The sequence below is a fragment of the Acinetobacter sp. NEB 394 genome, from assembly GCF_013374795.1.
Lineage (GTDB): Bacteria > Pseudomonadota > Gammaproteobacteria > Pseudomonadales > Moraxellaceae > Acinetobacter > Acinetobacter johnsonii.
This window is the reverse complement of the sequence record NZ_CP055277.1, coordinates 2,381,440-2,407,268: the sequence shown is the minus strand read 5'-3', so window position 1 is coordinate 2,407,268 and position 25,829 is coordinate 2,381,440. Positions and strand designations below refer to the sequence as shown.

The 25,829-nt window shown below is 41.5% G+C and carries 19 protein-coding genes and 1 pseudogene; 1 reads left to right on the top strand and 19 read right to left on the bottom strand.

Translation table 11 applies throughout. From position 1 onward, the window contains the following. Window positions 1-27: 27 nt before the first annotated feature. The 11 genes from mutS to HUK62_RS11445 form a co-directional block, all read right to left on the bottom strand. Window positions 28-2,661, bottom strand: coding sequence for a DNA mismatch repair protein MutS (gene mutS, locus HUK62_RS11495; RefSeq protein ID WP_176537918.1), 2,634 nt, complete (start codon window positions 2,659-2,661; stop codon window positions 28-30). Window positions 2,662-2,913: 252 nt separating this feature from the next. Continuing rightward, on the bottom strand, window positions 2,914-4,920 hold the full coding sequence (locus HUK62_RS11490) for an alpha/beta fold hydrolase (RefSeq protein WP_176537917.1): 2,007 nt from the start codon (window positions 4,918-4,920) through the stop codon (window positions 2,914-2,916). A gap of 132 nt (window positions 4,921-5,052) precedes the next feature. Then, window positions 5,053-5,955 carry a hypothetical protein gene (locus HUK62_RS11485; RefSeq protein ID WP_176537916.1) on the bottom strand — a complete coding sequence of 301 codons (903 nt, stop codon included), beginning with the start codon at window positions 5,953-5,955 and terminating at the stop codon, window positions 5,053-5,055. Window positions 5,956-6,078: 123 nt separating this feature from the next. Further along, window positions 6,079-6,888: a serine O-acetyltransferase gene (gene cysE / locus HUK62_RS11480; protein ID WP_004696365.1), complete on the bottom strand. Its 810-nt coding sequence runs from the start codon at window positions 6,886-6,888 to the stop codon at window positions 6,079-6,081. After that, window positions 6,881-7,729: an RNA methyltransferase gene (locus tag HUK62_RS11475; protein WP_176537915.1), complete on the bottom strand. Its 849-nt coding sequence runs from the start codon at window positions 7,727-7,729 to the stop codon at window positions 6,881-6,883. Before HUK62_RS11475 ends, cysE begins: the two co-directional genes overlap by 8 nt. 33 nt (window positions 7,730-7,762) lie before the next feature. Then, window positions 7,763-11,332, bottom strand: a complete 3,570-nt coding sequence (dnaE, locus tag HUK62_RS11470) for a DNA polymerase III subunit alpha (RefSeq protein WP_176537914.1) — start codon at window positions 11,330-11,332, stop codon at window positions 7,763-7,765. A gap of 184 nt (window positions 11,333-11,516) precedes the next feature. Continuing rightward, a complete protein-coding gene (locus HUK62_RS11465) occupies window positions 11,517-12,146 on the bottom strand; it encodes a hypothetical protein (RefSeq protein ID WP_176537913.1) in 630 nt (209 codons plus the stop codon). Window positions 12,147-12,232: 86 nt separating this feature from the next. Next, complete coding sequence (locus HUK62_RS11460) at window positions 12,233-12,928, bottom strand: methionine ABC transporter permease (RefSeq protein ID WP_004696373.1); 696 nt, start codon at window positions 12,926-12,928, stop codon at window positions 12,233-12,235. Beyond that, window positions 12,925-13,950, bottom strand: a complete 1,026-nt coding sequence (locus HUK62_RS11455; protein WP_176537912.1) for an ATP-binding cassette domain-containing protein — start codon at window positions 13,948-13,950, stop codon at window positions 12,925-12,927. Before HUK62_RS11455 ends, HUK62_RS11460 begins: the two co-directional genes overlap by 4 nt. A gap of 73 nt (window positions 13,951-14,023) precedes the next feature. Further along, window positions 14,024-14,896, bottom strand: a complete 873-nt coding sequence (locus HUK62_RS11450; protein WP_004982088.1) for a MetQ/NlpA family ABC transporter substrate-binding protein — start codon at window positions 14,894-14,896, stop codon at window positions 14,024-14,026. Between the two features lie 698 nt (window positions 14,897-15,594). Next, window positions 15,595-16,488 carry a 3-hydroxyacyl-CoA dehydrogenase gene (locus tag HUK62_RS11445; RefSeq protein WP_176537911.1) on the bottom strand — a complete coding sequence of 298 codons (894 nt, stop codon included), beginning with the start codon at window positions 16,486-16,488 and terminating at the stop codon, window positions 15,595-15,597. A 203-nt stretch (window positions 16,489-16,691) separates the two neighbouring features. Between HUK62_RS11445 and HUK62_RS11440 the strand changes: the two genes are divergently transcribed. Continuing rightward, window positions 16,692-17,771: an AraC family transcriptional regulator gene (locus HUK62_RS11440; protein ID WP_176537910.1), complete on the top strand. Its 1,080-nt coding sequence runs from the start codon at window positions 16,692-16,694 to the stop codon at window positions 17,769-17,771. A 40-nt stretch (window positions 17,772-17,811) separates the two neighbouring features. On the opposite strand, the gene purD is transcribed toward HUK62_RS11440, so the two are convergent. From purD to HUK62_RS11400, 8 genes and pseudogenes are all read right to left on the bottom strand, one after another. Beyond that, complete coding sequence (gene purD, locus HUK62_RS11435) at window positions 17,812-19,095, bottom strand: phosphoribosylamine--glycine ligase (protein ID WP_004982082.1); 1,284 nt, start codon at window positions 19,093-19,095, stop codon at window positions 17,812-17,814. A gap of 149 nt (window positions 19,096-19,244) precedes the next feature. Continuing rightward, a complete protein-coding gene (gene purH, locus HUK62_RS11430) occupies window positions 19,245-20,819 on the bottom strand; it encodes a bifunctional phosphoribosylaminoimidazolecarboxamide formyltransferase/IMP cyclohydrolase (RefSeq protein WP_176537909.1) in 1,575 nt (524 codons plus the stop codon). A gap of 90 nt (window positions 20,820-20,909) precedes the next feature. Beyond that, window positions 20,910-21,179 carry a DNA-binding transcriptional regulator Fis gene (fis, locus tag HUK62_RS11425; protein ID WP_001086304.1) on the bottom strand — a complete coding sequence of 90 codons (270 nt, stop codon included), beginning with the start codon at window positions 21,177-21,179 and terminating at the stop codon, window positions 20,910-20,912. A 379-nt stretch (window positions 21,180-21,558) separates the two neighbouring features. Then, window positions 21,559-22,458: a DUF3426 domain-containing protein gene (locus HUK62_RS11420; RefSeq protein ID WP_078425886.1), complete on the bottom strand. Its 900-nt coding sequence runs from the start codon at window positions 22,456-22,458 to the stop codon at window positions 21,559-21,561. 18 nt (window positions 22,459-22,476) lie between these two features. After that, entirely contained in the window at window positions 22,477-23,379 is a 903-nt protein-coding gene (gene prmA, locus HUK62_RS11415; protein ID WP_004696394.1) for a 50S ribosomal protein L11 methyltransferase, read from the bottom strand. 114 nt (window positions 23,380-23,493) lie between these two features. Next, a complete protein-coding gene (locus HUK62_RS11410; RefSeq protein WP_176537908.1) occupies window positions 23,494-24,375 on the bottom strand; it encodes a bile acid:sodium symporter family protein in 882 nt (293 codons plus the stop codon). A 44-nt stretch (window positions 24,376-24,419) separates the two neighbouring features. Continuing rightward, a pseudogene (locus tag HUK62_RS11405) lies at window positions 24,420-25,306 on the bottom strand (bile acid:sodium symporter family protein). A 138-nt stretch (window positions 25,307-25,444) separates the two neighbouring features. Next, complete coding sequence (locus tag HUK62_RS11400; RefSeq protein WP_004696401.1) at window positions 25,445-25,795, bottom strand: hypothetical protein; 351 nt, start codon at window positions 25,793-25,795, stop codon at window positions 25,445-25,447. Window positions 25,796-25,829 lie beyond the last annotated feature (34 nt).

The window sequence follows — 25,829 nt, the reverse complement described above, 5'->3', positions numbered from 1 at the left end:
TAGATGGGTTACAAAAATAGAAAACTACTATGAATGTAACTGATCTTTTAATGCATAAAGCTGCTGTAAAGCTTCACGTGGGCTTAAGTTATCGACATCAATGCTCTTGAGTAGTTCAAGTGCGGCAGAAGGTTTCTCAATTTCGACCACACGTTCAATGATTTCAAGTTCAGGCGTTTCTATCGCGGCAAACAAATCATTTTGAACGACTTTAGGTTTTTGCAGTTGTTGCTTCTCTAAAATTTTCAGACGATTTTGTGCTTCTTTGATCACACTGGCAGGAATACCAGCCAATTTTGCTACCTGTAAGCCGTGACTTTGGCTCGCTGGCCCATGTTGGACTTTATGTAACAAAATGAGGTTGCCGTTGAGTTCTTTTGCGGTGACATGGTAGTTATCAATAGCAGTTTCTTTGGCCAGTTCGGTCAGTTCAAAGTAGTGTGTGGCAAATAAACATAAGCATTTAATGCGTTTGGTTAAGTCAAGTACGCAAGCCCATGCCAAGGATAAACCATCATAGGTACTGGTGCCACGACCAACTTCATCCATCAAAACCAGTGACTGATTGGTTGCATGATGTAGGATTTGCGAGGTCTCGGTCATTTCCACCATAAAGGTCGATTTGCCTGTAGATAGGTCATCTGCAGAACCAATACGGGTAAAGATTCGATCAATAGGGCCTAAGACTGCTGATTGGGCTGGTACATATGAGCCACAATAGGCCAATAGGCTAATTAAAGCCGTTTGACGCATAAAGGTTGATTTACCCCCCATGTTAGGACCCGTAATAATGGCCATACGGTGGTTAAAATCAAGTGTCGTGTCATTCGGTGTAAATGAGGCTTTGTTCAAAGCCTCAACCACTGGATGACGTCCCGCAATAATTTTAACCCCAATTTCTGGACTATACTCAGGACGCGACCAATTGCGTAAGCGAGCCTGATGTGCAAAGTTGGCTAAGAGGTCGATCTGCGCAATAGCGCTGCTCATCATTTGTAAATGACCAATATCGGCTCGGAGTTCATCTAAAAGCATTTCGAACAGCATTTTTTCGCGGGCTAATGCACGGGACTCACTCGAAAGTACCTTATCTTCAAAGGTTTTCAGCTCAGGCGTGATATAACGCTCAGCATTTTTTAAGGTCTGACGACGAGTGTAGTGATCAGGTGCTTGCTCGGCTTGCGCACGGGTCAATTCAATGTAATACCCGCTGACACGGTTATAGCCAATTTTTAAGGTCGAAATGCCAGTATTTTGACGTTCTTGAATTTCAAGGTCGATCAAGTACTGTCCTGCATGATCGCGGATTTTACGGAGTTCATCGAGTTCATGATCAAAACCTTCCGCTATCACATTTCCATCTCGTAAAAGCACAGGTGGATGTTCAACGATGGCAGACATTAAACGTTGATGTAAGCCATGGAAATCACCCAATTCCTCATTCAATTGGGTAATGAGTGCGGACTGTTTGCTTTGGATCACGGGTTGAATGGCATGACGTAAATAAGGGACTTGCGCACAGGCTTGGCGCAGTTGCACTAAGTCACGCGGACGGGCGCTACCTAAAGCCACCCGACTGAGGACACGTTCGATGTCTCCAATCTCTTTTAATACTAAACGGACTGGTGATTCATGGTAACCATCCACAAGACTCTTGGTGGCATCTAAACGTGCGTCTAAGAGCTTGGTATCACGTAACGGTTGCATCAGTGTACGACTAAGTAAACGTCCACCCATGGCTGTTTGACAGTCATTGATGAGTTGGAATAATGACGTGCCGTGTTCAAACAGAGGCTCAACTAGCTCTAAGTTTCTACGTGTCACAGGGTCAAGCGCAATGAAATCACTGCTTTGTTCAAGCTGAATAGAGCGAATATGCGGTAAGGCTGTTTTTTGCGTTTCTTTGGCATAATGAATCAGGGATGCTGCTGCTGCTTTGGCAAGTGGCAAATGGTCAATACCGAAACCGGCTAAAGTCGATACTGCAAACTGATCACATAAAGTTTTTTGTGCATTGTTTAGGTTAAAGTCGACATTTGGACGGCGTGTCACAGAGCAGTCGAGCAGTTTTTTAATGTGTTCAATGATATTGGGGTCGACAATATTTTCATCGACCAAAATTTCACTTGGCATGAGGCGAGACAGTTCAATACCGAGTTGTTCAAGTTGGAACTCTTGTTGCTGAACTTTGAATAAACCTGCACTCAAATCTAACAGCGCAATACCAATTTCGTTTTGTTGTACGCAAAGCGCCACAAGGTTTGAACTTTGATGTGCAGTCAGTAAGGCATCGTCAGTCAGTGTACCTGGGGTAATAATCCGGACAACGCCACGTTCAACAGGTGCCTTACCTGTAACTTCACCAATTTGCTCACAGATGACGACGGTTTCTCCTTTTTTCACCAAGCGAGCAAGGTAGCCTTCAGCTGCATGGTAAGGAACACCTGCCATAGGGATGGGTTCACCATTGGCTTTGCCACGATGGGTCAGGGTAATCCCGAGAAGTTTAGCGGCCTTGTGTGCATCTTCAAAGAATAGCTCGTAGAAGTCACCCATACGATAGAACATCAAAGAGTGCGGATGTTGCATTTTGACGCCCATATATTGTTGCATCATGGGAGTGAGGGTGGACAAATCAGTTATGATTCCCGAATTGCTCATGTAGGTGAAATCCTTAAATCTTTGAAAATGCACAATATAAAAATAGACCGAGCGACACCGCTTACCGTGTGTATTTATGCGCTATGAACAGCTATTGTATGAATGGCAATATCTTAGCAAAATTGAAAACGACTAAACAATAAATCATCTATAAAGCGAACAGTTGTTAAACAGCCAAGTGATTATTGCTGTAGGCCTTAGGCGTAAAGCAAAAATAAAAAAGCCTAAACAGATGTTTAGGCTTTTTTATTTTTAAGGCTTATACAGACCGAGTTCAGTCAGGTGCAACCGCAGGATACGACGTAACTCAAGAACGGCTTCAGGCGTTTCTTGAATAGAATGTCCACCTTTAATAAGCTTCTCAGACAATGCACCATCTAGATGGGCACTCGTATAAGGCACGACATCGTCTGTAATGATATTGAGGTCATCACTTTTGGTCGCATTCCCCATGATGCTGTGGAATTTCATGCCTTTGTATGGATCGACGTTTTTAGTTAACCGAGTAAAATTAGAGTTCTTGCTGAGATCACTTGGTCCATTTTGAATGAGTCCATTATCTACATCTTTAATGAAGGCTTGTAGGTCAGGGTCACTACTTTGTATAACATCGGTCAGTGCCCCCAAAAACGCACCAGGTAGACGAATGACTTTACGTGCTGCAAGGGTAAACCAGCGGTCAGCAAACTCTGTCCCACGATGTGGGGCTGCTAAGAAAATGGCCCGACTGAAGTTTGGAATTGGTTGAATGTCGAGGCGTGATTTAAATAGAGGGTCATTTTTAAATTGTTGCGCACGTCGATTGGGTAGCAGTTTCATTGCCGCAGGGGTTAAGTCAGCATCGCTTACCAAAAGCCGCGCAATAATACCGCCCATACTATGACCTACTAGCACGGCATCCTTTTTGGCAGGCGCTTTGCTATCGACCAAATTAAAACTTTGTTGAATGATTGCATAGATTTGGAAACGACTTTCCAAAATTGGCATATTGGTCGAGTAGAACACTTGCCAGACTTGATAGTGTTCACGTAGCACGGGATCGCCCATGACATCATTCGTCAAACGAATCCATGCCTCTGGACTACTGGCTAGTCCGTGAACGAGCACCACCACTTTTTTATTTGGGTTGTACGGCTCAAGCATGTATAGGTGCGGCATAGTGAGGCGTGCATCACGATCAATCAGTGATAAATACGCGGCTTTGCCTAAATTGTTTTGTGCCAACCATAAGCCATAAGGTGCAGAAAAGTTTGCAGCAAGAGGGTAACTTTTGCCTGCAATTTTCGCAGATTCAAACTTATAGGGATCATAAGCTGAGATTTCAAACTCAGGGTTGTTTAAGATCTCATCGGTACTGGATGCAGAGCGTGGCTGTGCAGTAATGGTCGCCGCTAAATAACGGGCATTGTGAATGTTGGGATTACGACCATTGGTATACTGATAATGCAGTGGATCGACAATATATTTGGCTTTTTCGGGGGAGGTGTCGTTGTGCTCGGGTGGGAGGACAATCAGAAACTCTGAACCAAAACCATCGCGACGTGTGATAGAGCGCAGGCCTGAAAAGTTCATATTGTAAGTTGACATTAGTTGTTCAACTTGACGGTTTTTTAAAAGTGGGTAGTTATCGTAATTTATGCGGTAAATACTTTCTCCCACTTTGATTTGATTGCCGACTTCTGCTGGTCCATGGCGTAGTCCATAACTATGTACAAGTTTAGCGATAGCTTGGTTATAAAAGTCACGGAGTTGGACTTGTCGGTTATCAAAAATACGATCTTGGGGGCCACGTTTGGTGTTAAACATGTATGCATAACTGTAGCGAATACTTTTATCCAACATGCCGAGTTGTTGATCTAGGCAGCTTTGGTAGTTTTGTTTTTGTAGCGCTTTTTTTTCTTCAGACTGGGTCTTGGCTAAAATACTCACTTTACAGGCAGATGATTTTTCTAAGGAAATTGCTTTAGCGAGATACAGTTCGCTGGCAGTAGAGAGAAGTTGTTCATCTTGAATTTGTGGAATTTGTCTGAGTTCGCTGACACATTCTTCAGGTTGCTCTGAACAGATTTTGGCTTCTCGACCTGTCATGGACAGCACGTTTAGACTCGCTTCACTGAGCTTATCCCGCGTTAAAATACTTTCACGCTCATTGGTAATCGTGACGTTCAGTGATTGATTTTTCACACTGACCACTTGGCAACCACTCAAGAGCGAAAATAGAGTGGTTACCATCAAGGTGCTACGGATGTATTTAGGCATAAAAAGCGTCGACTACCGTTTATTCTTTTGAATTTTTTAAATCATACGATAATTCTCGGATTTATCAATTCGCCTAAAATAAAAATAGACCGAAAATTCGGTCTATTTTTAAGTACATCAGAAGTGATAGAATTATTTTGCAGTATTTAGAACTTGCCAAACATTCCAACGACCTTGTTTTTCAATTTCATTAATCAAGCGATCTGCAACTTCGGCTTCTTGTGGATATTTCAGTTTGTAGTTTTTCAAGGTTTGCACCGCATTTTTCTTTTGTTCCATAGCGATGTAGTTATTTGCTGTCGCTAAATAAGCTTCTTGAACACCAGATTTCATTGCTTTATCGAGGTATGGCATCGCTTCGCGTTGGCCACCACCTTCAGACAAAGCAAAACCGAACCAGAAGTTTGCTTCAGGGTCTTCTTGGTTAATTTTTAAAATACGCTGTGCATAAGCCAAAGATTTGGTGGTATAGACTGAACCGAGGTCTAAATTACGTGCCATAACGCTAGCTTTGAACGCACGAACCAGTACATCAAATGAGGCATTGTCTTTCGACGCTAACGTATCGAGCTGTTGTGTCACTTCTTTCAGTTTTAACTCAAAACCTTTACGCTCTTGGCGTTCTGTAAAGCGTGGTGGGTAGTGACGTGCTTTGCCTTCAACCAACTGTAAGAAGTCATCAATTTCAGTAATGTCGACTTCATTGTCACCCGCCAGTACGGCAAACTTCAACTGACGGTCTTTGCTGTTTACGGTCGGAATAATCAGTTTATTGGTGTCTAAAACCATTTTTTTAGATGGATCGTCAGAGCGAGTCACTTCCATTTTTGTTACAGGCTGAGCCGCTGCTTTTTTTAAGTTAATTTCAAATGGAGGTGGCGCATCATAATTAAATGGATTGAGTGCATAAAATGGTGCAGTTAATTCAGGCTCTGTAAAAACGATGGTATCGTTGTTATTCTTCGTTGGGTTTGAGCTACACGCTGTTAAAAACGAGACAGCAAGAACAGCAACCGCTAAGGGTTTAAGCATCATAAGGTTCATCCATTCATTATTTTAAGAAGTGGTATAAAAGGCATGTTCGTCAGTCTAAAAAAACTCTGATGAACATGCAAGGTTTGCTATAGGCAGGTTTTCAAAAACTAACACTTTTCATGTTTAGTCGTTGGATGGCAGGCTTTGAGCTTCACATTCGCGGCGTACATCTTCCAAAATTTTCAATTCTTCAGCACTAAAAGGTTGTTCATTTTGTTGTTGCTTTTTAAAAGTTGGATCAAGTAAAGACAAACGTTGGCAAAGGGTGTTCATCCGTTTCTCATTCAGCTGAATGCGGTCAAGTAGAACACGCATACCTTCAAGAATTGGATCAGACTGGTCTTGCGTTGCAGCATAAGGTTGGAAACCAATACTTTCTGCATAATCGCGACGACGTGTTTCTGCTTCATCTTTCGGTTTATCTTTAGAAATAAAGCGTGCAGGGTTACCAACTGCGGTGGTGTCGGCTGGAACAGCTTTGGTGACGACTGCATTTGAGCCGACTTTCGCATTTTTACCGACAGTAAAAGGGCCTAAAATTTTAGCACCAGCACCAACCACCACGCCGTCTTCTAAGGTCGGGTGACGTTTGCCTTTATTCCATGTGGTTCCACCTAAAGTGACACCGTGATATAGGGTCACATCGTCGCCAATTTCAGCGGTTTCACCAATCACGACGCCCATGCCATGGTCAATAAAAAAACGACGACCAATTTTAGCACCCGGGTGAATTTCAATACCTGTTGCAAATCGGCTAAAAGAAGACAATAAACGTGCTGAGCCTTTACATTCTTTTTTCCATAACTCATGCGCCATACGGTGCATAATCAAAGCATGAATACCTGGATATGTGGTCAGAACTTCTAAAGTGTTTCGTGCCGCAGGATCGCGCGCGAATACAGCTTGTATATCTTCTTTGAGCTGTTTAAGCATTATATTGATCCTCTGTTTGATCCGTATTTGACTTTTTCCATGTGCCATTATTTAAAGCTTGTACTCGACTAAAAATACCACGAAGTAAATGATATTCCATACGATCTAATTGTATACGTCCAAAAAGACGACGCAAGCGTAAAGGCAGTAACCGAGGATTTTTTGGATCTAAAAATTCAATCTCGGCCAACATTTTTTCAATGTGCGGGTAGAACTGTTCCATTTGCTCATGGGTGACCAAAGGCTCATCCCATTGCATAGACTCAGTATCTGTGACAGGCATGGTTGCAGCTTCATCTTCAGCGCTTTCTACTGCAGCAAGAGTTGCCATACGCATTTCATAACAAATCACTTGAATCGCTTGAGCCACATTTAGCACGCCATAGTCTGTATTTACAGGAATGGTGACATGATAGTTAGCCATGGCCAGTTCTTCGTTGGTCAGTCCGCGGTCTTCACGACCAAATACAATAGCAACGTCTTGCTGATCATTCACCACTGCTGAAATTGATTTTTCTGCCGCAGGGCGTGCGTCAAGCAAAGGCCAAGGAATGGTACGACTACGCGCACTGGTACCAAACACTAAATGGCAGTCTTTGATGGCATCGGCAAGGGTTTCAACGATTTCAATCTGCTCAATTAAATCAGTTGCACCCGCAGCCAAAGCATCGATATCGGGATGTGGATAGGTTTTTGGCGCAACCAAAACCAGTTTTGAGAGTCCCATCGTTTTCATGGCGCGCAGTGCGCTACCAATGTTCGCAGGGAGTGTGGTATTGACCATGACAATACGCACATGGGAGAGATGCGCTGAAACAGCGGCATTGTCAAATTGGCTCATGATTTTTCCAATGAATCTTTAAAATTTAAATAATTAAGAGAACTGACCGACTTCAGCCTGATATAAGTCCATGGCATCATCCATGCTCATATCCGCAGGTGGCGGTGGTACATCTATCGGTTTGGCTTCTTCATAGCTCACCGCTTTGGCTGCTTTGGATTTGACTTGATATTCCACATGAAGATTTTCTTTACCAAAATAGTCACGGAGTTTAGAAAGTAGTTCATCCTGCGGCGCCACTTTCCAATTAATCCCTAAGTGCAATTCAGCCGTGGCATACGGGTAGCCCAACAGCAATTGCAGCGGAATGTGATTACACATATCGACATTACAAAAGGGTGCAAGAATATTTTTTAAATCTTGGCTCAGTGTTTTTGTGCTATGTGTTGGGTCGAGACGAATTTGAATACAGTTGGCACGTTTTTGGCGAATTTCATTCAGGGTAAATGCTTTGGTTAAGCGTCCCATTGGACGGTCAAAACCTTCACGCTCGTAAATTTCACCTTCAATTACCACCACTTTTTCATTTTGAATGATGTCTTTAAAACGCATAAAGCGTTCATGATTCGCAGAGACTTCAATTCGTGAGGTACCATCATCCAACGTCACCATCATTCGGTTCGGGAAGTTGGCTACATCGACCACGAGACCTGCAAAAACCGTAGTTACCCCACGACGGGTTGGGGTAAGTTCATTAATTTTGTTCGGAATAAACGCTTTCAACTCAGTGCGATAGACATCGATCGGGTGACCTGTTAAATACAACCCTAGGGTGTCTTTTTCACCTTTGAGACGGACTTCATCTGACCATGGCTTAACAGGTTTGGCAGGTTTACGTTGTACTTCTTCAACCTCACCAAATAAGTCCATGATGCCTGTTTCACGGTTTGATCGAGCTTGATCCGCCGCTTGTACCGCTTCAGGAAGCTGCGCCATTAGACTTGAACGTTCAATGCCGAGGCAGTCTAAAGCACCTGAGCGAATCAATGCTTCTAAAGTCCGTTTATTGATTTTTTTCAGATCAATACGATGGCAGAAATCAAATAAGTCACGATAAGGCCCATCTTGAATACGCGAGTCAATGACCGACTGCATCGCTGCTTCGCCGACGCCTTTAATTGCACCGAGTCCATAAACAATCGTTTTGTCGTCCGAAGCATGGAATTGATAGATAGACATATTGACCGAAGGCGGCAATACCTCTATATCATTGTGTCGACAGTCATCAATCAAGAACACCACGTTATCGGTGTTTTGCATTTCCGATGACATCACCGCTGCTAAGAATTCAGCTGGATAATGCGCTTTGAGCCATGCCGTTTGATAGGCCACTAAGGCATAAGCTGCGGCATGTGATTTGTTAAAGCCATAACCTGCGAACTTTTCCATATAGTCAAAGATATGGTTGGCAGTGGCTTCATCAATGTCTTTTTTCGCTGCACCTTCCGTGAAAATTTGGCGCTGTTTGACCATTTCTTCGGGCTTTTTCTTACCCATCGCACGACGTAGTAAGTCCGCACCACCCAAGCTATAGCCCGCACAATACTGTGCTGCCTGCATTACCTGTTCTTGGTAAACCATAATGCCGTAAGTCGGCTCAAGTACACCTTCAAGTAGGGGATGAAGATATTCAAACTCGCCACCATGCATACGGTGGATAAAGTCAGGAATCAGGTCCATCGGACCCGGACGGTAAAGGGATACGAAGGCGATAATTTCTTCAAATTTACTTGGACGTGCTTCCTTGAGCATTTTTTTCATGCCCACGGATTCAAACTGGAATACCGCTGTGGTATTGGCATTGGCAAAGATCAGGTATGCATCTTTGTCATCAAGCGGAATGAACGCAATGTCTAAAGGCACATCTAGCTGAATGCGCTTATTGATATTCTTCACGGCATCTTCAATGACCGTTAAGTTGCGCAGACCCAAGAAGTCGAACTTTACTAGACCTGCAGATTCAACATCGTCTTTATCGTACTGCGCAACACGGCCTGTACCATCTGCATCACACATCACGGCAGAAAAGTCGGTAATTTTAGTCGGGGAAATGACCACGCCACCCGCGTGTTTACCTGTGTTACGGGTAATGCCTTCGAGTTTTAATGCCATTTCCCAAATTTCAGCCGCATCGTCATTGTCTGGGTTGGATGGGTTAGTGACAATATCTTTAAGCTGTGGCTCTGCTTCAATCGACTCTTCGAGGCTAAGACCTAAAGGCTTGGTCGGAATCATTTTTGAGATTCGGTCTGCCAAACCATAGGATTTACCCAAGACACGTGCCACATCACGAATAGCACCTTTGGCTGCCATGGTGCCGAAAGTGGCAATTTGTGATACTGCATCGCGTCCGTATGTACGCGCCACATAGTCAATCACACGATCACGACCAGCAATACAGAAATCGACGTCGAAATCGGGCATTGAAACACGTTCTGGGTTTAAGAAGCGTTCGAAGAGTAGTCCGTATGGGAGAGGATCGAGATCCGTAATTTTTAAGCTGTAAGCAACAAGTGAACCTGCACCTGAACCACGACCCGGACCAACGGGCACGCCATTACCTTTGGACCATTGGATGAAGTCCATGACAATCAAGAAATAGCCCGGAAAACCCATTTTAAGAATGGTCCCGATTTCATACTCTAAACGATCATCATATTCTTTACGTTTTTCAGGCCAGTATTCATCACGCGTTTCAGGTGGATATAAAAAGTCTAAACGCTCTTCTAAACCTTCTTTGGATAAATGTGCAAAGTAGGTGTCAATGGTATGGCCTTCAGGAATAGGGTAGTCAGGCAGGAAGTATTTACCTAATTGCAGCGTGACGTTACAACGTTTAGCAATCTGATAAGTATTTTCAATTGAAGAGGGAATGTCTGCAAATAATTCCGCCATTTGTTGGCCAGACTTAAAATATTGCTCTGGAGAGTAATTTTTTGGTCGGCGGTTATCCCCTAATACATAACCATCGGCAATACAGACTCGGGCTTCGTGTGCTTCAAAGTCTATTTCTTTCATGAAGTGCACATCATTGTGCGCAACTACACCAATATTGTATTTTTTAGCCAGTTTTAAGGCTTCATAGTTGAAGTCATCTTCACCTGAGCGTTCTGTTCGACATAGAGCCAAATAAACACGATTGCCAAATTTTGCAATCCATTCTTCGAGTAAAGGTTCGGCTTTTTGTGGATTTGATGTACAGAGCATTTTGCCGACATCAGATCGCATGCCAAGTAGCGCAATCAGGTCATGGTTTTGTTCTAAAATCCAGTCTTTTGCAACGCAAGGAATATCAAGCTGTTGACCTCGGATAAAACCTTCTGAAACCAGTTCGGTTAGATTACGCCAGCCAACATTGCTCATCGCCAATAATGTCACGCGATGTTCAGCATCGTTCAAGCGAACTTCTGAACCCATAATCGGTTTGATACCATTATCTAAGCATTTACCATAAAATTTTACAGCAGCATGTAAGTTAGATAAGTCAGTAATGGCAAGGGCTGGCATACCTTCTGCCTTAGCAGCTTTGACTAAATCAGGTATACGTACAATTGATTCTGTGATTGAAAATTCTGTATGAATACCAAGATGTACAAAGTGCATAAGTGAGTCCCTGCAAAAACCGCTGGATAGTTTAACATGCTCTGCCTTCATTCTGAGTGCCATTCAAATGAATTGGCAAAATTTAATAGGTCGCAGTGTTTGGACTGTTTATTTTATTGTCAGTAAGTTCTAAACGACTTAGAAAAGTCAATGTTAGTCGCATTGTTTCTTGGCATAAAAGCCTTTAGCAGGCCACTGCTTGCTGAATGGCAAAGCTGCTTAACCGTCCATTTTTAAAACCAAAGTTGAGATAAGCCGTGTAGGGTGGGGCAAAGTCTTGCGGTTCTTTCAGAAAGGCTTTGATTTCATTGGGTTGTAAGAGCAAAACTAGGGCTTCCCCTGATGTTGCCATACCTTGTGCACTGTATTTAAAGTCTTGTTTAAACTGCTGTAAAGTATAATTCGGTGTGATCTGAATATTTTGCACACGTATATTTTCGCTCATCGCTTGAGTGCTTTCCCAGTCAAGCCAAACACGGCCTTTGGTGTGACCGAGTTGTTTTAAACTCGCTTTGTCTTTATAGAATTTTTCAGCCTGAATTTTGGGATTATCTTCGTTAAAAATCTCAAACTTTAGGCTTTTGGGTTGGGCAGTTGTAATACTGTATTCATAGTTGCCTGTACATTCGGCATATTGTTTGCTGGTTTTTCCATTCGGAGGAGCGAGTAATTGACTGACTTGATGTGCTGTCACAGGTGCATTGAGTTCAACCTGATTCACTTTCACACTGGTGACGTAGTTATAGGGATTTGAAGCTGCATGACTGAGCATCGGCAAAAGACTTAGACTGATCAATAGAGTTGTTATTTTCATCGTTATAGCTTTTAAAAGTTTTGTTTGCCAGATTATATAAAATTGAGACCTGAAAAAAAGCTCCCAATATTGAGAGCTTAATTTTGTTAGCGTAGTTTAGACAGCCAATCGCCAACGGATTGTACAATTTGCACCATGATCAACAGCACAATCACTGTGAGTATCACGACACTAGTGTCAAAACGTTGATAACCATAAGATATAGCAAGGTCACCAATACCGCCTGCACCCACTGCACCGGCCATCGCGGTTGCACCAATTAAGCTAATCGTGGCTGTGGTTAAGTTCAAAATCAATGAACTGCGTGCTTCAGGCAGAATAAATTTGAAGATGATTTGTAGTGGCGTTGCACCCATTGCTTGTGCAGATTCGATAATCCCCTCATTCACTTCAAGTAATGAAGTTTCCACCAAACGACCAATGTATGGTCCAACATAAATGGTGAGCGGAACAATCGCAGCCCACGTGCCAATCGATGTGCCGACGATGAGTTTGGTCAAAGGTAAAACCGCAATCAGCAAAATAATAAAGGGCAGAGAGCGTAGAGCATTCACAATCGGGTTCAGGCTGTGATAAATCGCTTTGTTGGGCAAAATACCATCAGGACGTGTGACCAATAAAATGATGGCCTGAATAAAGCCCCAAATACAGCCGAACAGCATTGCAAAAAACACCATATGAAATGTTTCTTGCAAAGCAGTAATAAACTGATCAATCGATAAAGAGCTTTTCCAAAAAGGTGCTGTGATTTGAGTTAACCACTGGACAATTAAATCTCTCATGCCAGCTCTCCTGATTGTTCAACAGCCACACCATGTTGTTTTAAAAACTCAACCACTTCAGCGATCAGGCTTTCATCGCCCAAGAGCTGAACAAACATTTGTCCAATCACATTGCCATCAATTTCAATCATGTTGGCAAACAGGATATTGAGACTAATATCAAACTGTTTAATTAAGTTTTGAATTACGGTTTCGTGGGCAGAGTTACCCAGGAATTGTAAGCGGTAAATACTATGATGATGCTTATGTTCGAGGTTATTCAGAAGCTTAATAGGTAGTTGTTGATGCAAAATCGTTTGAATAAAATTCTGTGTCGTTGCATGTTGTGGACGACTAAACAGGTCCACTGTTTTTCCAGTTTCAACCACTTTACCGAGTTCCATCACGGCTACATGTGAGCAGATGCTTTGGATCACATCCATTTCATGCGTCACCATGACGATGGTAATACCTTGCTCTTGATTGATTTTTTTGAGCAAGTCTAAAACTGACTTGGTGGTTTGTGGGTCTAGTGCAGAAGTCGCTTCGTCACAAAGTAATATTTTAGGATGGTTGGCAAGCGCACGTGCAATACCGACACGTTGTTTTTGACCACCCGAGAGCTCGTCTGGATAAGCTTCTTTTTTGTGTTTGAGATCAATAAACTCAAGTAGCTCATTCAAACGTTTTTCACGTTCAGCTTTGCTATAACCTAAAAGTTTCATTGGCATTTCAATATTGGCTGCAACGGTTTTGGTTTGCAGTAAATTAAAATGCTGGAAAATCATGCCAATATTTGCACGTTCTTGACGTAATGCTTTTGCATCTAATGCAGTAAAGTCTTTCTGATTGATAATTACTTGGCCTTCGGTTGGACGTTCAAGTAAATTGATCAAACGAATGAGGGTACTTTTACCTGCACCACTATAGCCAATAACGCCAAAAATACTACCTTCTGGAATATCCAAATTGATTTGGTCCAGTGCAAGAATGGTTTGGCCTTTCAGCTGATAGTGCTTTGAAATGTTTTTAAATTGAATCATATCGTCAAAAACTACACAAAAATGAAAAAACAGGCAAAGAGACTTTGCCTGTTTCGTTGATTTGATTATATTACTATTTAGCTTGAGTAAGGTAGCTTACTGGCTTGTTCACATCAATTTTTGTGCCGCCAAAATGTTCTTGAACATATTTGCCTACTGCAGCGACATGGTAAAGCTCACCGACTTTTTTCAGTACAGGGTCATTTTGACGCGCTTCAGCCACCGCAAGAACGTTCACATTCATTTTTGTGGTTTGATCGATTGGCTCATAGTAAATCGCATCTTTCAATACGTTTAGACCGCCTTCCATTGCAAGGGTATTACCCAAAACAATTGCATCAACTTCGTCTTTCACACGTACAGCCGTTGCCATTTGAATAGGCTTGATGACGAGAGCTTTGTTGTTTTCAACGATGTCTTTCGAAGTACCTTTCACGAAGTCGAAGTCATTTTTTAACTTCACTAGACCCGCAGATTGTAATAATAACAATGCACGTGATTCGTTCGCACCATCATTTGGAATTGCAATCGTAGCACCATTTTTAAATTCAGCCAGTGTTTTGACTTTGCTTGAATAGATGCCCATTGGCTCTAGGTAGGTCGTTGAAAGAGGGGCAATCTTCGCTGTGTTCGCTTCGTTATATGCTACAAGGTAAGCATAAGATTGGAATGCGTTGACATCGACTTCATTGTTTGCAACAGCAGTGTTCATTGCAACATAGTCAGTGAAGTTTTTAATGTCTAACTTTAAGCCAGCTGCTTTAGTTTCTGGCAAAGTTGCAATGTGGCGCCAAATATCAGCATCAGAGCCAGTCGATGCGATGGTTACTGTTTGCTCAGCTGCTGCAGTATCCGTTTTAGCCGCATCTGTTGCAGGTGCTTCAGGTTTGCTACAACCGGTTAAAACAACAGATAAACCCAGCGCAATTCCTAGAATTTTTTTCATTTTTTCTTCCCGATTAAGCATCCAAACGAGGCTTAACTTAGCTGAACAATAGAGAGATCAATTGATTTTAAATCAGGCATTCCTGATTTGATGCATATGACTGTAATGTGAGTTTTGCAAGTGTGCAATTCGATATCAGTCGAATATAGGCTTTCACTTTGGAAAAGATTAACTTTTTCAACTCACTAGAAACATCTCTGCTCAATCGTTAAATTTTGCACATCATATCAACAAAGTAATATTCGATATAGAGCATAAAAGTTCAATACTTATCTTATTTAAAGATTAGAAATTTGCATTTTGTTTATAATTTTATAATGAAAACAATATATTATTTTTAATTAATCTATTTAAAAATAAGAATTTGCATAAATTTTATGCTTTATAAGATTTTATCTAAACTAAATACAAAAAATAGATATAACGAGTATAAAGTGTAAAACCTAATGTATGCAGAGTAGTCATCCTAATGCTCTTAAAAGAACGGCATGGGCTTAATGCATTTGGTGTATAGGAGAAATAGTTATTACAAGGTGTATGTTCTATTTTTAAAGCAACTTAAAGAGTCTTAGTTATTTTTTGATGCTTGTGAGAACAAACTAAAGCAATCACTAAAAAAGAGTGATGCTTTAGTTTGAGCTGTATGCGAAGAAGTTGAAATATCAAAAAACCAAAGGCTCGGTTGATATTTCAATCAATTATCCCTTTAAAAAGGTTGCAGATTCATATGCAGGATTTGGGTAGCTATAGAAACCTTGTCCTGTTGGAAGACCTAACTTATTTTGATTGATGAATTCGTTTTCAAGGCGTTCCTTAATACGTGCCATGATTGGGTTCACATCAGCATGTAATTTTGCAATATTGTATGCTGTTGTAATACCAATAATATCCAAAATTGCAAATGGACCTTTAGGTGAACCAAATGACTTCATCCATGTTTTATCGATGGTATGAGGGTCAGATACTTCGTTTATCCAAAGCTCTAATGCTGAAACACAGTAAGGTAGTAACATTGAATTTAAGATAAGGCCAGGTTGCTCTTTATAAACAGGTAAAGCCACCATACCAATTGCTTTGGCAAATTGTACTAAATCTTCAAATACTTGTTTGTCAGTGGTGTCATGCCCCATGATTTCAGCCATGTTGTTGACCCAAATTAAATTGGCAAAATGTAGTGCTAGGAATTTCTCTGGGCGACCGGTCAAGTCACGGAACTGGCTTGGCAACAATGTTGAGGTATTGGTTGCGAAAACGGTTTTAGCGGGTGCCACTTGACTCAATTTTTCATAAAAATCGGTTTTGATACCGACATCTTCAGGCACTGCTTCAATGACTAAATCCGCATCTTGCACGGCTTCTGCAAGGTTTGAATAGTAACTGAGATTGTTAAATGTATTGTCGAGTTGTTCTTGGGTCGCATTAATATCGCGTTTATAGCATTCGCTTAATTCAAAGAACTTAGCTTTGGCTTTAGCAAGTACTTCGTCATTAATGTCATATACCGACACTTTAAAACCATGAAAAGCGGTTTGAAACGCAATTTGATAACCGAGTACACCACTGCCAGCAACAGTTACATTCTTAAAATTCATTCTATATTCCTTGTTTTATCCTTGATGAAAAATGTAGTGTTCATATCCATGTGCTACATTTATTCGCGCCAGCGTTTTATGTGTTTGAAGCGCAAAATTGATGAACAAATAAATTGCTCATAGGGCTATTCTGCCGTGGCTTTTTTATGCTAACTTGACGTAATGAGTCAATTTTTTGACGTATTGAGACAGGGATTGTGGAAATGAATCAGGAAGATTCAATCGCAGTTCAGTACCCGAGAAATATCCATGAGGATATGGTGCATAGTTCAGGGCTACGTGGCTATCTAGAGGTAATGCAACACTTGGGCATCGACCCAATGCCGTTGTTGGCCAAGTATGGAATTCAACTTGCACAATTACAAGATGACAATGCATGGATTTCGCATACAGCACTAATCCAACTTCTAGAAGAAAGTGCGCAACAGGCCAACTGTGCCGATTTAGGTTTGCGGATCTCTCAGTATCAAGATATTGGCATTTTGGGTGTACTTGGGCTGATCTTACAAAGTGCATCGACACTTCATGAAGTGATTAAATACAGTTCAGATTTACTGTTTTTACATGGCTCTGCTCTACGTTTATATATCAATGATCGTGTTAGCACAGATGCATTTGAACCCAGCTCGGATATTGTAGAGCTTATTTTTGATATTCAGCTGCATGACGCTACGCATATTTTGAGTAAACGACAAACCATGGATCTGGGGCTTGCTGTGTGTCATCGGGTTCTACGTTATTTGAGTGGTGAGCGTTATCAGCCGCTTCGAGTTGCACTACCGCACAGGCCCTTAAATGTGTATAAACGGTTTTTTCATGCCGAAGTCATGATCGATCAACAGCATGCAGCTTTGTATTTCCACAGAGATATGTTGAATATTACTTTAGATAGTATTGATCATGGCTTACGTGAAATTGTGGACAGTTATCTGGATAGGAGTTTTCGGAGTCATCAAGGTTCATTTAGTGATCGTGTACGACATGCGATACGCATTCATTTATCGGGCCCAAAGGCCAATAAAACAGATATTGCAAATATGCTTGCGATGCATCCTCGAAGCTTACAACGTAAATTAGATGAAGAAGGGACCAGCTTTGAGCAGATTCGAGATAAACTCATACAACAGTTGTTGTTGCAATATTTAGCAGACTCAAAAGCGTCGATGAGTCAAATCGCTTCTGTACTGGGTTTTTCCGAGCAGTCCGCATTAAGCCGTGCTTGTAAAAATTGGTTTGGTGTAACACCGAGACAGCTAAAAAAGCTTCGCAGCGGTTTGCAATAAAAAAACCCGCATTTAGCGGGTTTTTACGGTATGAATGTTTTTAAGCATTTTCACGCGCAATAGCACGATAACCAATGTCTGTACGATATTGCATACCCGTAAATGTCACTTGACCACAAACTTCTAAAGCATTGACTTGCGCTTCAAGTACGGTATCACCAAGAGCTGTGACACATAAAACACGACCACCTGCAGTCAAGATGTGACCGTCGGCACTCATTGTTGTGCCCGCATGGAAGATTTTTGTGTTTTCAGGAGATTGGCCAAGACCAGAGATGACGTCACCTTGACGAACGGTTTCTGGGTAGCCTTCAGCTGCAAGAACAATACCAATTGATTTGCGTTCATCCCATTCAGCTTCTGCTGGAAGATTACCTGCAATACCAGCTTCAACCAGATCGACCAATGATGATTTTAAACGCATCATAATCGGCTGAGTTTCAGGGTCACCAAAACGACAGTTGAACTCGATCACTTTTGGTTGACCTTTGTCATCAATCATCAAGCCTGCGTATAAGAAACCTGTATAAATGTGACCGTCTTTTTTCATACCTTCAACGGTAGGACGCATCACTTCATTCATGGTTTTTTCAAATACATCTGCAGTCACCACAGGAGCAGGAGAGTAAGCACCCATACCACCCGTGTTTGGACCTTGGTCGCCTTCAAAAATACGCTTATGGTCTTGAGATGTTGCCATTGGTAAGATGTTGTCGCCATCAATCATACAAATGAAAGACGCTTCTTCACCAGCAAGGAATTCTTCGATCACAACACGAGAACCAGCATCACCAAACTTGTTGCCCGCCAACATGTCATCAATCGCATCAAAAGCTTCTTGATTAGTCATGGCTACAATTACGCCTTTACCCGCAGCAAGACCATCGGCCTTGATCACGATTGGCGCGCCATTTTTTTCAACAAATGCTTTCGCTGCATCGACTTCAGTAAATACATCGTAGAACGCAGTAGGAATGTTGTGGCGTTTTAAGAAGTGCTTAGCAAAAGCTTTTGAGCCTTCTAGCTGGGCAGCAAATTGAGTTGGGCCCCAAATTTGAAGCTCAGCCGCGCGACAAGCATCAACTACACCATTTACAAGCGGTGCTTCTGGACCCACAATAATCAAATCTACTGCATTATTTTTTGCAAAGTCGATAATTGCAGCATTGTCTAAAATGTTGAGAGCAACATTTTCACATTTGTCTTCTGTTGCAGTTCCTGCATTACCTGGTGCAACAAAAACTTTTGCAACTTTTTCATCTTGCGCGATTTTCCATGCCAACGCATGTTCACGACCGCCATTACCCAAAACTAAAATGTTCATCTAAAAATCCCTCAAAGAAAAGAATCCCTCCCGACCTCCCTTTAAAAAAGGGAGGGGATCACGCATGAAAACCAAGGTTTCTTACGTGAAAAGTCCCCCTTTTTACAAAGGGGGATTTAGGGGGATTAATAAATATGACTTCTAATCAATTAATGACGGAAGTGACGCATGCCAGTGAAGACCATTGCAATACCTGCTTCATCTGCAGCAGCAATGGTTTCTTCGTCACGCATAGAACCGCCCGGTTGGATAATACATTTAATACCTGCTTTTGCTGCATTATCAATACCATCGCGGAATGGGAAGAATGCATCAGACGCCATTACAGCACCTTCAACTACTAGGCCGGCATGTTCCGCTTTAATCGCAGCAATACGCGCTGAGTTAACACGGCTCATTTGACCTGCACCTACACCAATGGTTTGACGACCTTTAGCATAAACAATGGCATTTGATTTTACGTATTTCGCAACTTTCCATGCAAAAATTAAGTCATCAATTTCAGCATCCGTCGGTGCGCGTTTCGTCACGACTTTTAGATCATCTTTGGTGATCATGCCTAAGTCTTGGTCTTGAACCAATAAACCGCCATTGACGCGTTTATAGTCAAGTTGTGGCGCACGCTCATCAAGTGCAGGTAATTCACCACAAACCAGAACACGTACATTTTTCTTCGCACCCGTGATTTCAAGTACGCCTTCAGCAATGCTTGGTGCAATGATCACTTCAACAAACTGACGGTCAACAATCGCTTGTGCAGTTGCAACGTCTAATTCACGGTTGAATGCAATAATGCCGCCAAAAGCTGATTCAGGATCTGTTGCATAAGCCAAGTCATATGCCGCTTGAATACCATCAAAAGACACCGCAACACCACATGGGTTGGCATGTTTAACGATGACACAAGCAGGTTTTGCAAATGATTTCACACATTCAAGTGCGGCATCTGTATCTGCAATGTTGTTATAAGAAAGTTCTTTACCTTGAAGTTGTTTCGCTGTTGAAACAGAGGCTTCAGTTGCTGTGCTTTCTACATAGAATGCTGCTGACTGATGCGGGTTTTCACCATAACGCAAGTCTTGAGCTTTATTTAACTGTGTATTGAAGGTACGTGCAAACTTGTCTGCTTGACCTTCTTCCTTGCCTACGCGAGCGCCTAGGTAAGAAGCAATCATGCCATCATACTGTGCTGTATGTTCAAATGCTTTAACGGCTAAGTCAAAACGAGTTTCGTAAGACAAAGCACCATTTGCTTTTAGCTCAGCAATAACAGTGTCATAGTCTGTAGCATTGACCACAATACCGACAGAAGCATGGTTTTTCGCAGCAGCACGCACCATGGTTGGGCCGCCGATGTCGATATTTTCAATCGCATCCGCAAGTGAGCAGTTTGGTTTAGCGACTGTTGCAGCAAATGGGTAAAGGTTTACAACCACAAGATCGATCGCATCGATATTGTGTTCAGCCATCACAGCTTCGTCTAGACCGCGACGAGCTAAGATACCACCATGAATTTTCGGGTGTAGCGTTTTTACACGACCATCCATCATTTCTGGGAAACCCGTATGCTCTGAAACTTCGACTACAGCGATATTGTTGTCTTTTAACAACTTATATGTACCGCCAGTAGATAAAATTTCTACCCCTAGAGCAACAAGGTTGTGAGCGAACTCAACAATGCCAGTTTTATCGGAAACAGAGATTAAAGCGCGTTTAATGGTCATGATCTTCGTCACAGTTATCAAGAATTAAAACAAAAAGCCAAAAATAGCAGGTAAAAAAAATGCCCGCGGAAGCCGCAAGCATTTTATCATTTATTCACTCATTAAACCGTGAGCTTTTAACTTTTTACGTAAAGTTCCACGGTTAAGTCCTAGAATCTCCGCAGCACGTGTTTGGTTACCGCGGGTATATTCTAAAACTACAGATAGAAGAGGTTTCTCCATTTCTGCCAGCACCATGTCGTAGACCTGAGATGGTTGCTCGCCTTGCAGTTGTGCAAAATAGTGGCGAACTGCGCGATCTACGTGAATACGAAGAGCGACATCAGACTGTGCAGTAAAAATAGGAGATTTGCTATTCATGCGAAGTAATCCGAAAATCTAAATATCACTTGGGTAAAGTGACATATATAAAGTGGTCTAAAATTAAAATGAACTTCGTTTTAGATCCTAAAACGACTAGTTCTAAAACTGTACATTTAGCATGCCACAATATCGCTAAGTTGGTCGAAATATAAGCGTAACAATAGTTAAATATTTGTTACCGACCTTTTTTAAACAAAAAAATCTGCTCAATACGCGATATTTCGATAACGCGCATTTTTGCTGATGTTCTATTTGTATTAAAAGACTGAGGAGATTGCAGCACTAAGCTTTTGTGGCGGGTATCATACCATTGTCTAAGAAAAAGTGAGCAAGAAAACTGCATTTTTTTTCACTTTTTTTACATTTTTTTTAAATTTTAGGGCTGGACTATTTCTAAACTGTAATGATTGAAGCTTTTACGGCTGACTGGCAGGCTAAATTTGAATTTGAACGGACTATTTTTAGGAATTCGTTTGATTCCAACCAGACTATCAATCAAATATTCATTTGCATGTAGTTGATAGGTTGAATCGACTTCACCATCCACTTTTAAAATGACCTTAAGATCTGGTAGGGGAAGACTGGTGTCATGATAGTTGATCAGTTCACCTGAAAATTGAGTTTTCTGTGCGTCTACACGTTTTACTTTTAATTTATTAATGCTGATTAGACTATAACGTTCTTGTAGGCTGCTACAGTTCAGTACAAGACAAATTTTATTATAGGTTGCGCCTAATGCGGGGCTGTTATTCAGGATATGTGGGTTAAACCATAAGTATTGGAAACACAATAAAGCCAATAAGCTGAAGTTAATTACACCCCAAAGCATATAGTACATCGGGCTTTTTTGGGGTTTCGCTGGATTGTTGTCTGCCAAATTCATGGCAGGATAGTTACCAATGGGGTCGGTACTAAAATAGTTTAAATTGTTTAAATAGGTTTTGAGGTCAATGTTGGAGTGCTCAACTTTCAGGTTGAAAATATCAAGCAAATTTGATGTCGACATTGAAAGCGCAGCAGATTGTGATAAATCAAAATGAATGCTGTCTACACGAGGAGAGGAAAATGCTGAATTTGAAGACATGCTCATGTCATTCTGATTCGACGATCTTTCCTCACCTGTGTCAAAAGTATGACCCGTGGTTAAATGCGAGAGCGCATTAAAGGTCATCGAACACTTTGGGCAACAAACCATACCTTGCGCAACAGTGAGTTGTGCAACACTTACTTTGTAGATGGTTAGGCATTTAGGGCAAGAGGTTTGTTTGTCGCTCATAGTGTATTAAGGGTTCATTTAAAGGGTGTGGCGTTTACCCGAGATTCGGCACCAGTTTTCATCACGTTTCTCGACCTCTAATATATCAAAAAACTCAGAATAAACACTAGAAACATCAGAAACTTGCTCTTCAATTACACCTGCAAGTGCGAACTCTCCCTCAGATTTGACCAAAGTTGCGAATTCAGGCGCTAACATCATGAGCGGGCCTGCCAAAATATTTGCAACAAAGACATCTGCTTTTTGGTCAGCCAGCTCTAAATTGAACTCGTCTGGTAAGCCGACATAAAGGTTCTCAGCCACGCCATTGAGCGCCGCATTTTGTTCAGTGGCTAAAATTGCTTGAGGGTCAATGTCTGTGGCATAGACTTTTTTTGCACCTAGAAGTAGAGCAGCAACACCTAAAATACCTGAACCGCAACCATAGTCGATCACGATTTTATCTTTAACATCAGTTTTACCTAACCACTGCAGGCAAAGAAAAGTAGATGCATGGTTCCCCGTACCAAACGCTAAGCCTGGATCAAGTTTAATGTTCACTGCATCTGGTTCTGGTGCTTCCATCCATTCAGGCACAATCCAGTATTTGTCAGCAATTTGAATTGGTTCGTAGGCATCCATCCAGGTGCGTTCCCATTCTTGGTCTTCAAGAAATTCGCTACGCATCGGTGCATCAGGCATTTGAGTGCGAATAAACGTTTCTAATGCATTGACATCAATTTCTTCATCGTCTTCTTGCGCATAAATACCTGTCACAATGACTTTATTCCAAAGTGGCGTTTCACCTGGAAGTGGTTCAAGTAAGTCTTGGTTTTCTGCATCATCTAATGTGACACTGACTGCACCCAAAGATTCTAAAAGGGTTTCAGTAAAATCGACTTGCGCTTGATCAACCGTAATATGAATTTGTAGCCACTTCACAGGAATAACCTAATATTTATGTATAAATAAATATTGTAGCGGAACAGGGGGCAGTTCGACAGCATTCCTCAAAATAAAAAAGGATGCCGAAGCATCCTTAGACCTACATGTGTTCTAGGCTTGTTCTGTACTGGTTTGAACCGATGGGGCAAAACGGTTGAGTAATGTCCCAAAGATGGCAGCAAAGATATACATAAAAATAGAATAGACAGCTGCGGGCATGGCAATCGTAGTACTGGCCATCACGGTGAGTGCAATGGTCATGGCAAGGGTGCTGTTATGAATGCCAATTTCAAAGGCACAGGCTCGTGCTTGAGCACTGTTGATCCCCAGTAGTCTTGGTACAAAATAACCAATCATTAAACTACAAATACAGAAAATGACTGTGGCTAAACCGACCTGAGTCAGATACTCCAGAATATGGGCGCGTTCTTTGGCTATTGCGCCAACAATGATTAAGACCAAAAATACAACAGAAAAAATACGTAAGGGTTTATTCAGCTTCTTGGTAAAAGAGGGTGCATAGTGGCAAATCAACATACCAATACAGACAGGGATAAGAATAATTGAGAAAACCTGTAAGATTTTACTAAACTGCATACTGACGTGTTGTCCATCCTGCATAAAGTACTGAATGGCAAAGTTGACAATTAGCGGTAAGGTAAACGCTGCAATAACGGAGTTAATGGCTGTTAATGTAATATTGAGCGCAATATCACCTTTAAACAAATAGCTAAATAAATTTGCAGTACTGCCACCAGGAGAAGCTGCTAATAGCATTAAGCCAACGGCAAGCAGTGGCGGTAAGTTGAGCACTTTGCAAATCACAAAGGCAATTCCAACAAGAAGTACCAACTGACAAAATAAAGCAACCAATACTGCTTTGGGGTGTTTGCTCACACGTGCAAAATCCTTCGGGGTTAACTCTAAGCCCAAGCCAATCATGATGATGGCAAGAGCTAGAGGTAACATAATAGTGATAATTCCTGAATCCATAGGTGTATATTCTCCTTAAAATTATATAAATCATGACCGTGAAATTATTCAGCTGCGGTCTCTTTCTTAAACAATAGACTGTCATTTCTTCGCGAGATTAATAGGCCCAATAACGCAGCAAATACAAACATGAAAATAGAATAAATACCGGCAGGAATGGCCATGGCGGTGTTGCCTAAGACGGACAGGGCAACCGTAATGGCAAGTGCGGTGTTATGAATGGTGATCTCAAAGGAGCAGGTCAACGCTTGTTTTTCTGGAATATTGGCCAGATGTGGCACAAAAAAACCAATAAACATGCTACAGAAGCAGAATAAGGCTACGGCTGGCCCAATCTCAAACACATATTCAACAAAATTATGTCGCTCTAAGTACAGTGCGAGAAAAAAGATAAAAAGGAGACAGCTCGCAGACAAAATACGCATTGGGCGGTTTAATCTGTCGGCGAGTTTTGGGAAGTAATAACGTAAAAACATGCCCATGCTGACTGGAAGTAAGTGATGAAAAAAACTTTCATCATTTTCATGGCGGGCATGTCAACGGGTTGTGATGTTTGTAGAAAGTACATCAGTGAAAAATTAATAATAAAAGGCAGGGTTAGTGTTGAAATGATGGAGTTTGTAGCCGTGAGAGTAATGTTGAGCGCAACATCACCTTTAAATAAATAGGTCAATAGATTTGACGTTGGTCCGCCCGGTGAGGCTGCAACGAGCATCAAACCAATCGCGAAAATAGGCGCTAAATTTAAAAATTGGCAAATCAGGAACGCAATGCCAACTAGCAGCACTAACTGTGAAAATAACGCGATGAAAATGACTTTGGGGTGCAGTGTGAGGCGATAAAAATCAGCTGGGCGTAGGTGTAAACCAAGCCCCATCATCATCAATGCCAAAGTCAAAGGCAAAAAAACTGTAAACAATTCCGAATCCATGGAATACCTTTTTTTATTCGTTTTTATCTTTTGTGTTTTTGAGTGTATACAGAATTCAATAATTTACAAGGTAGAAAAAAGGGTAAAAAATGGACTATTTTTTACCCTCAATACAGCATGAAATTTAAGTTGTTTTGATTACATTCTTGGTTTAGGTGCTACAAAACCAAGGGCACATTTGCCTTTGATTTCTTTACCTTCGATATTGATTGATGTCGCTTTTGAGTCGCCTTGGCAAATGCTGGCTAACTCAGCTTCATCACCATGAATATTGGCATTTTTTGAGCTTGGGAAAAATTGAGGTTCACAGGTACCATTCCAAATAATGCCTCGATAGGCAAAACTAACCGCTGTTCCTTGTGACTTGCCTTTACAGACTTGTTGATAACGTTGACTATCATAGACTTTTTCAACTTTGTCGTTGGCTGATACAAAAGGCGAAAAAAATAAACCGCAGAGAATGGATGAAAAAAGAATCTTCTTATTCATAATGCTTACCTTTGGTTGTTGTATGATCAACTTA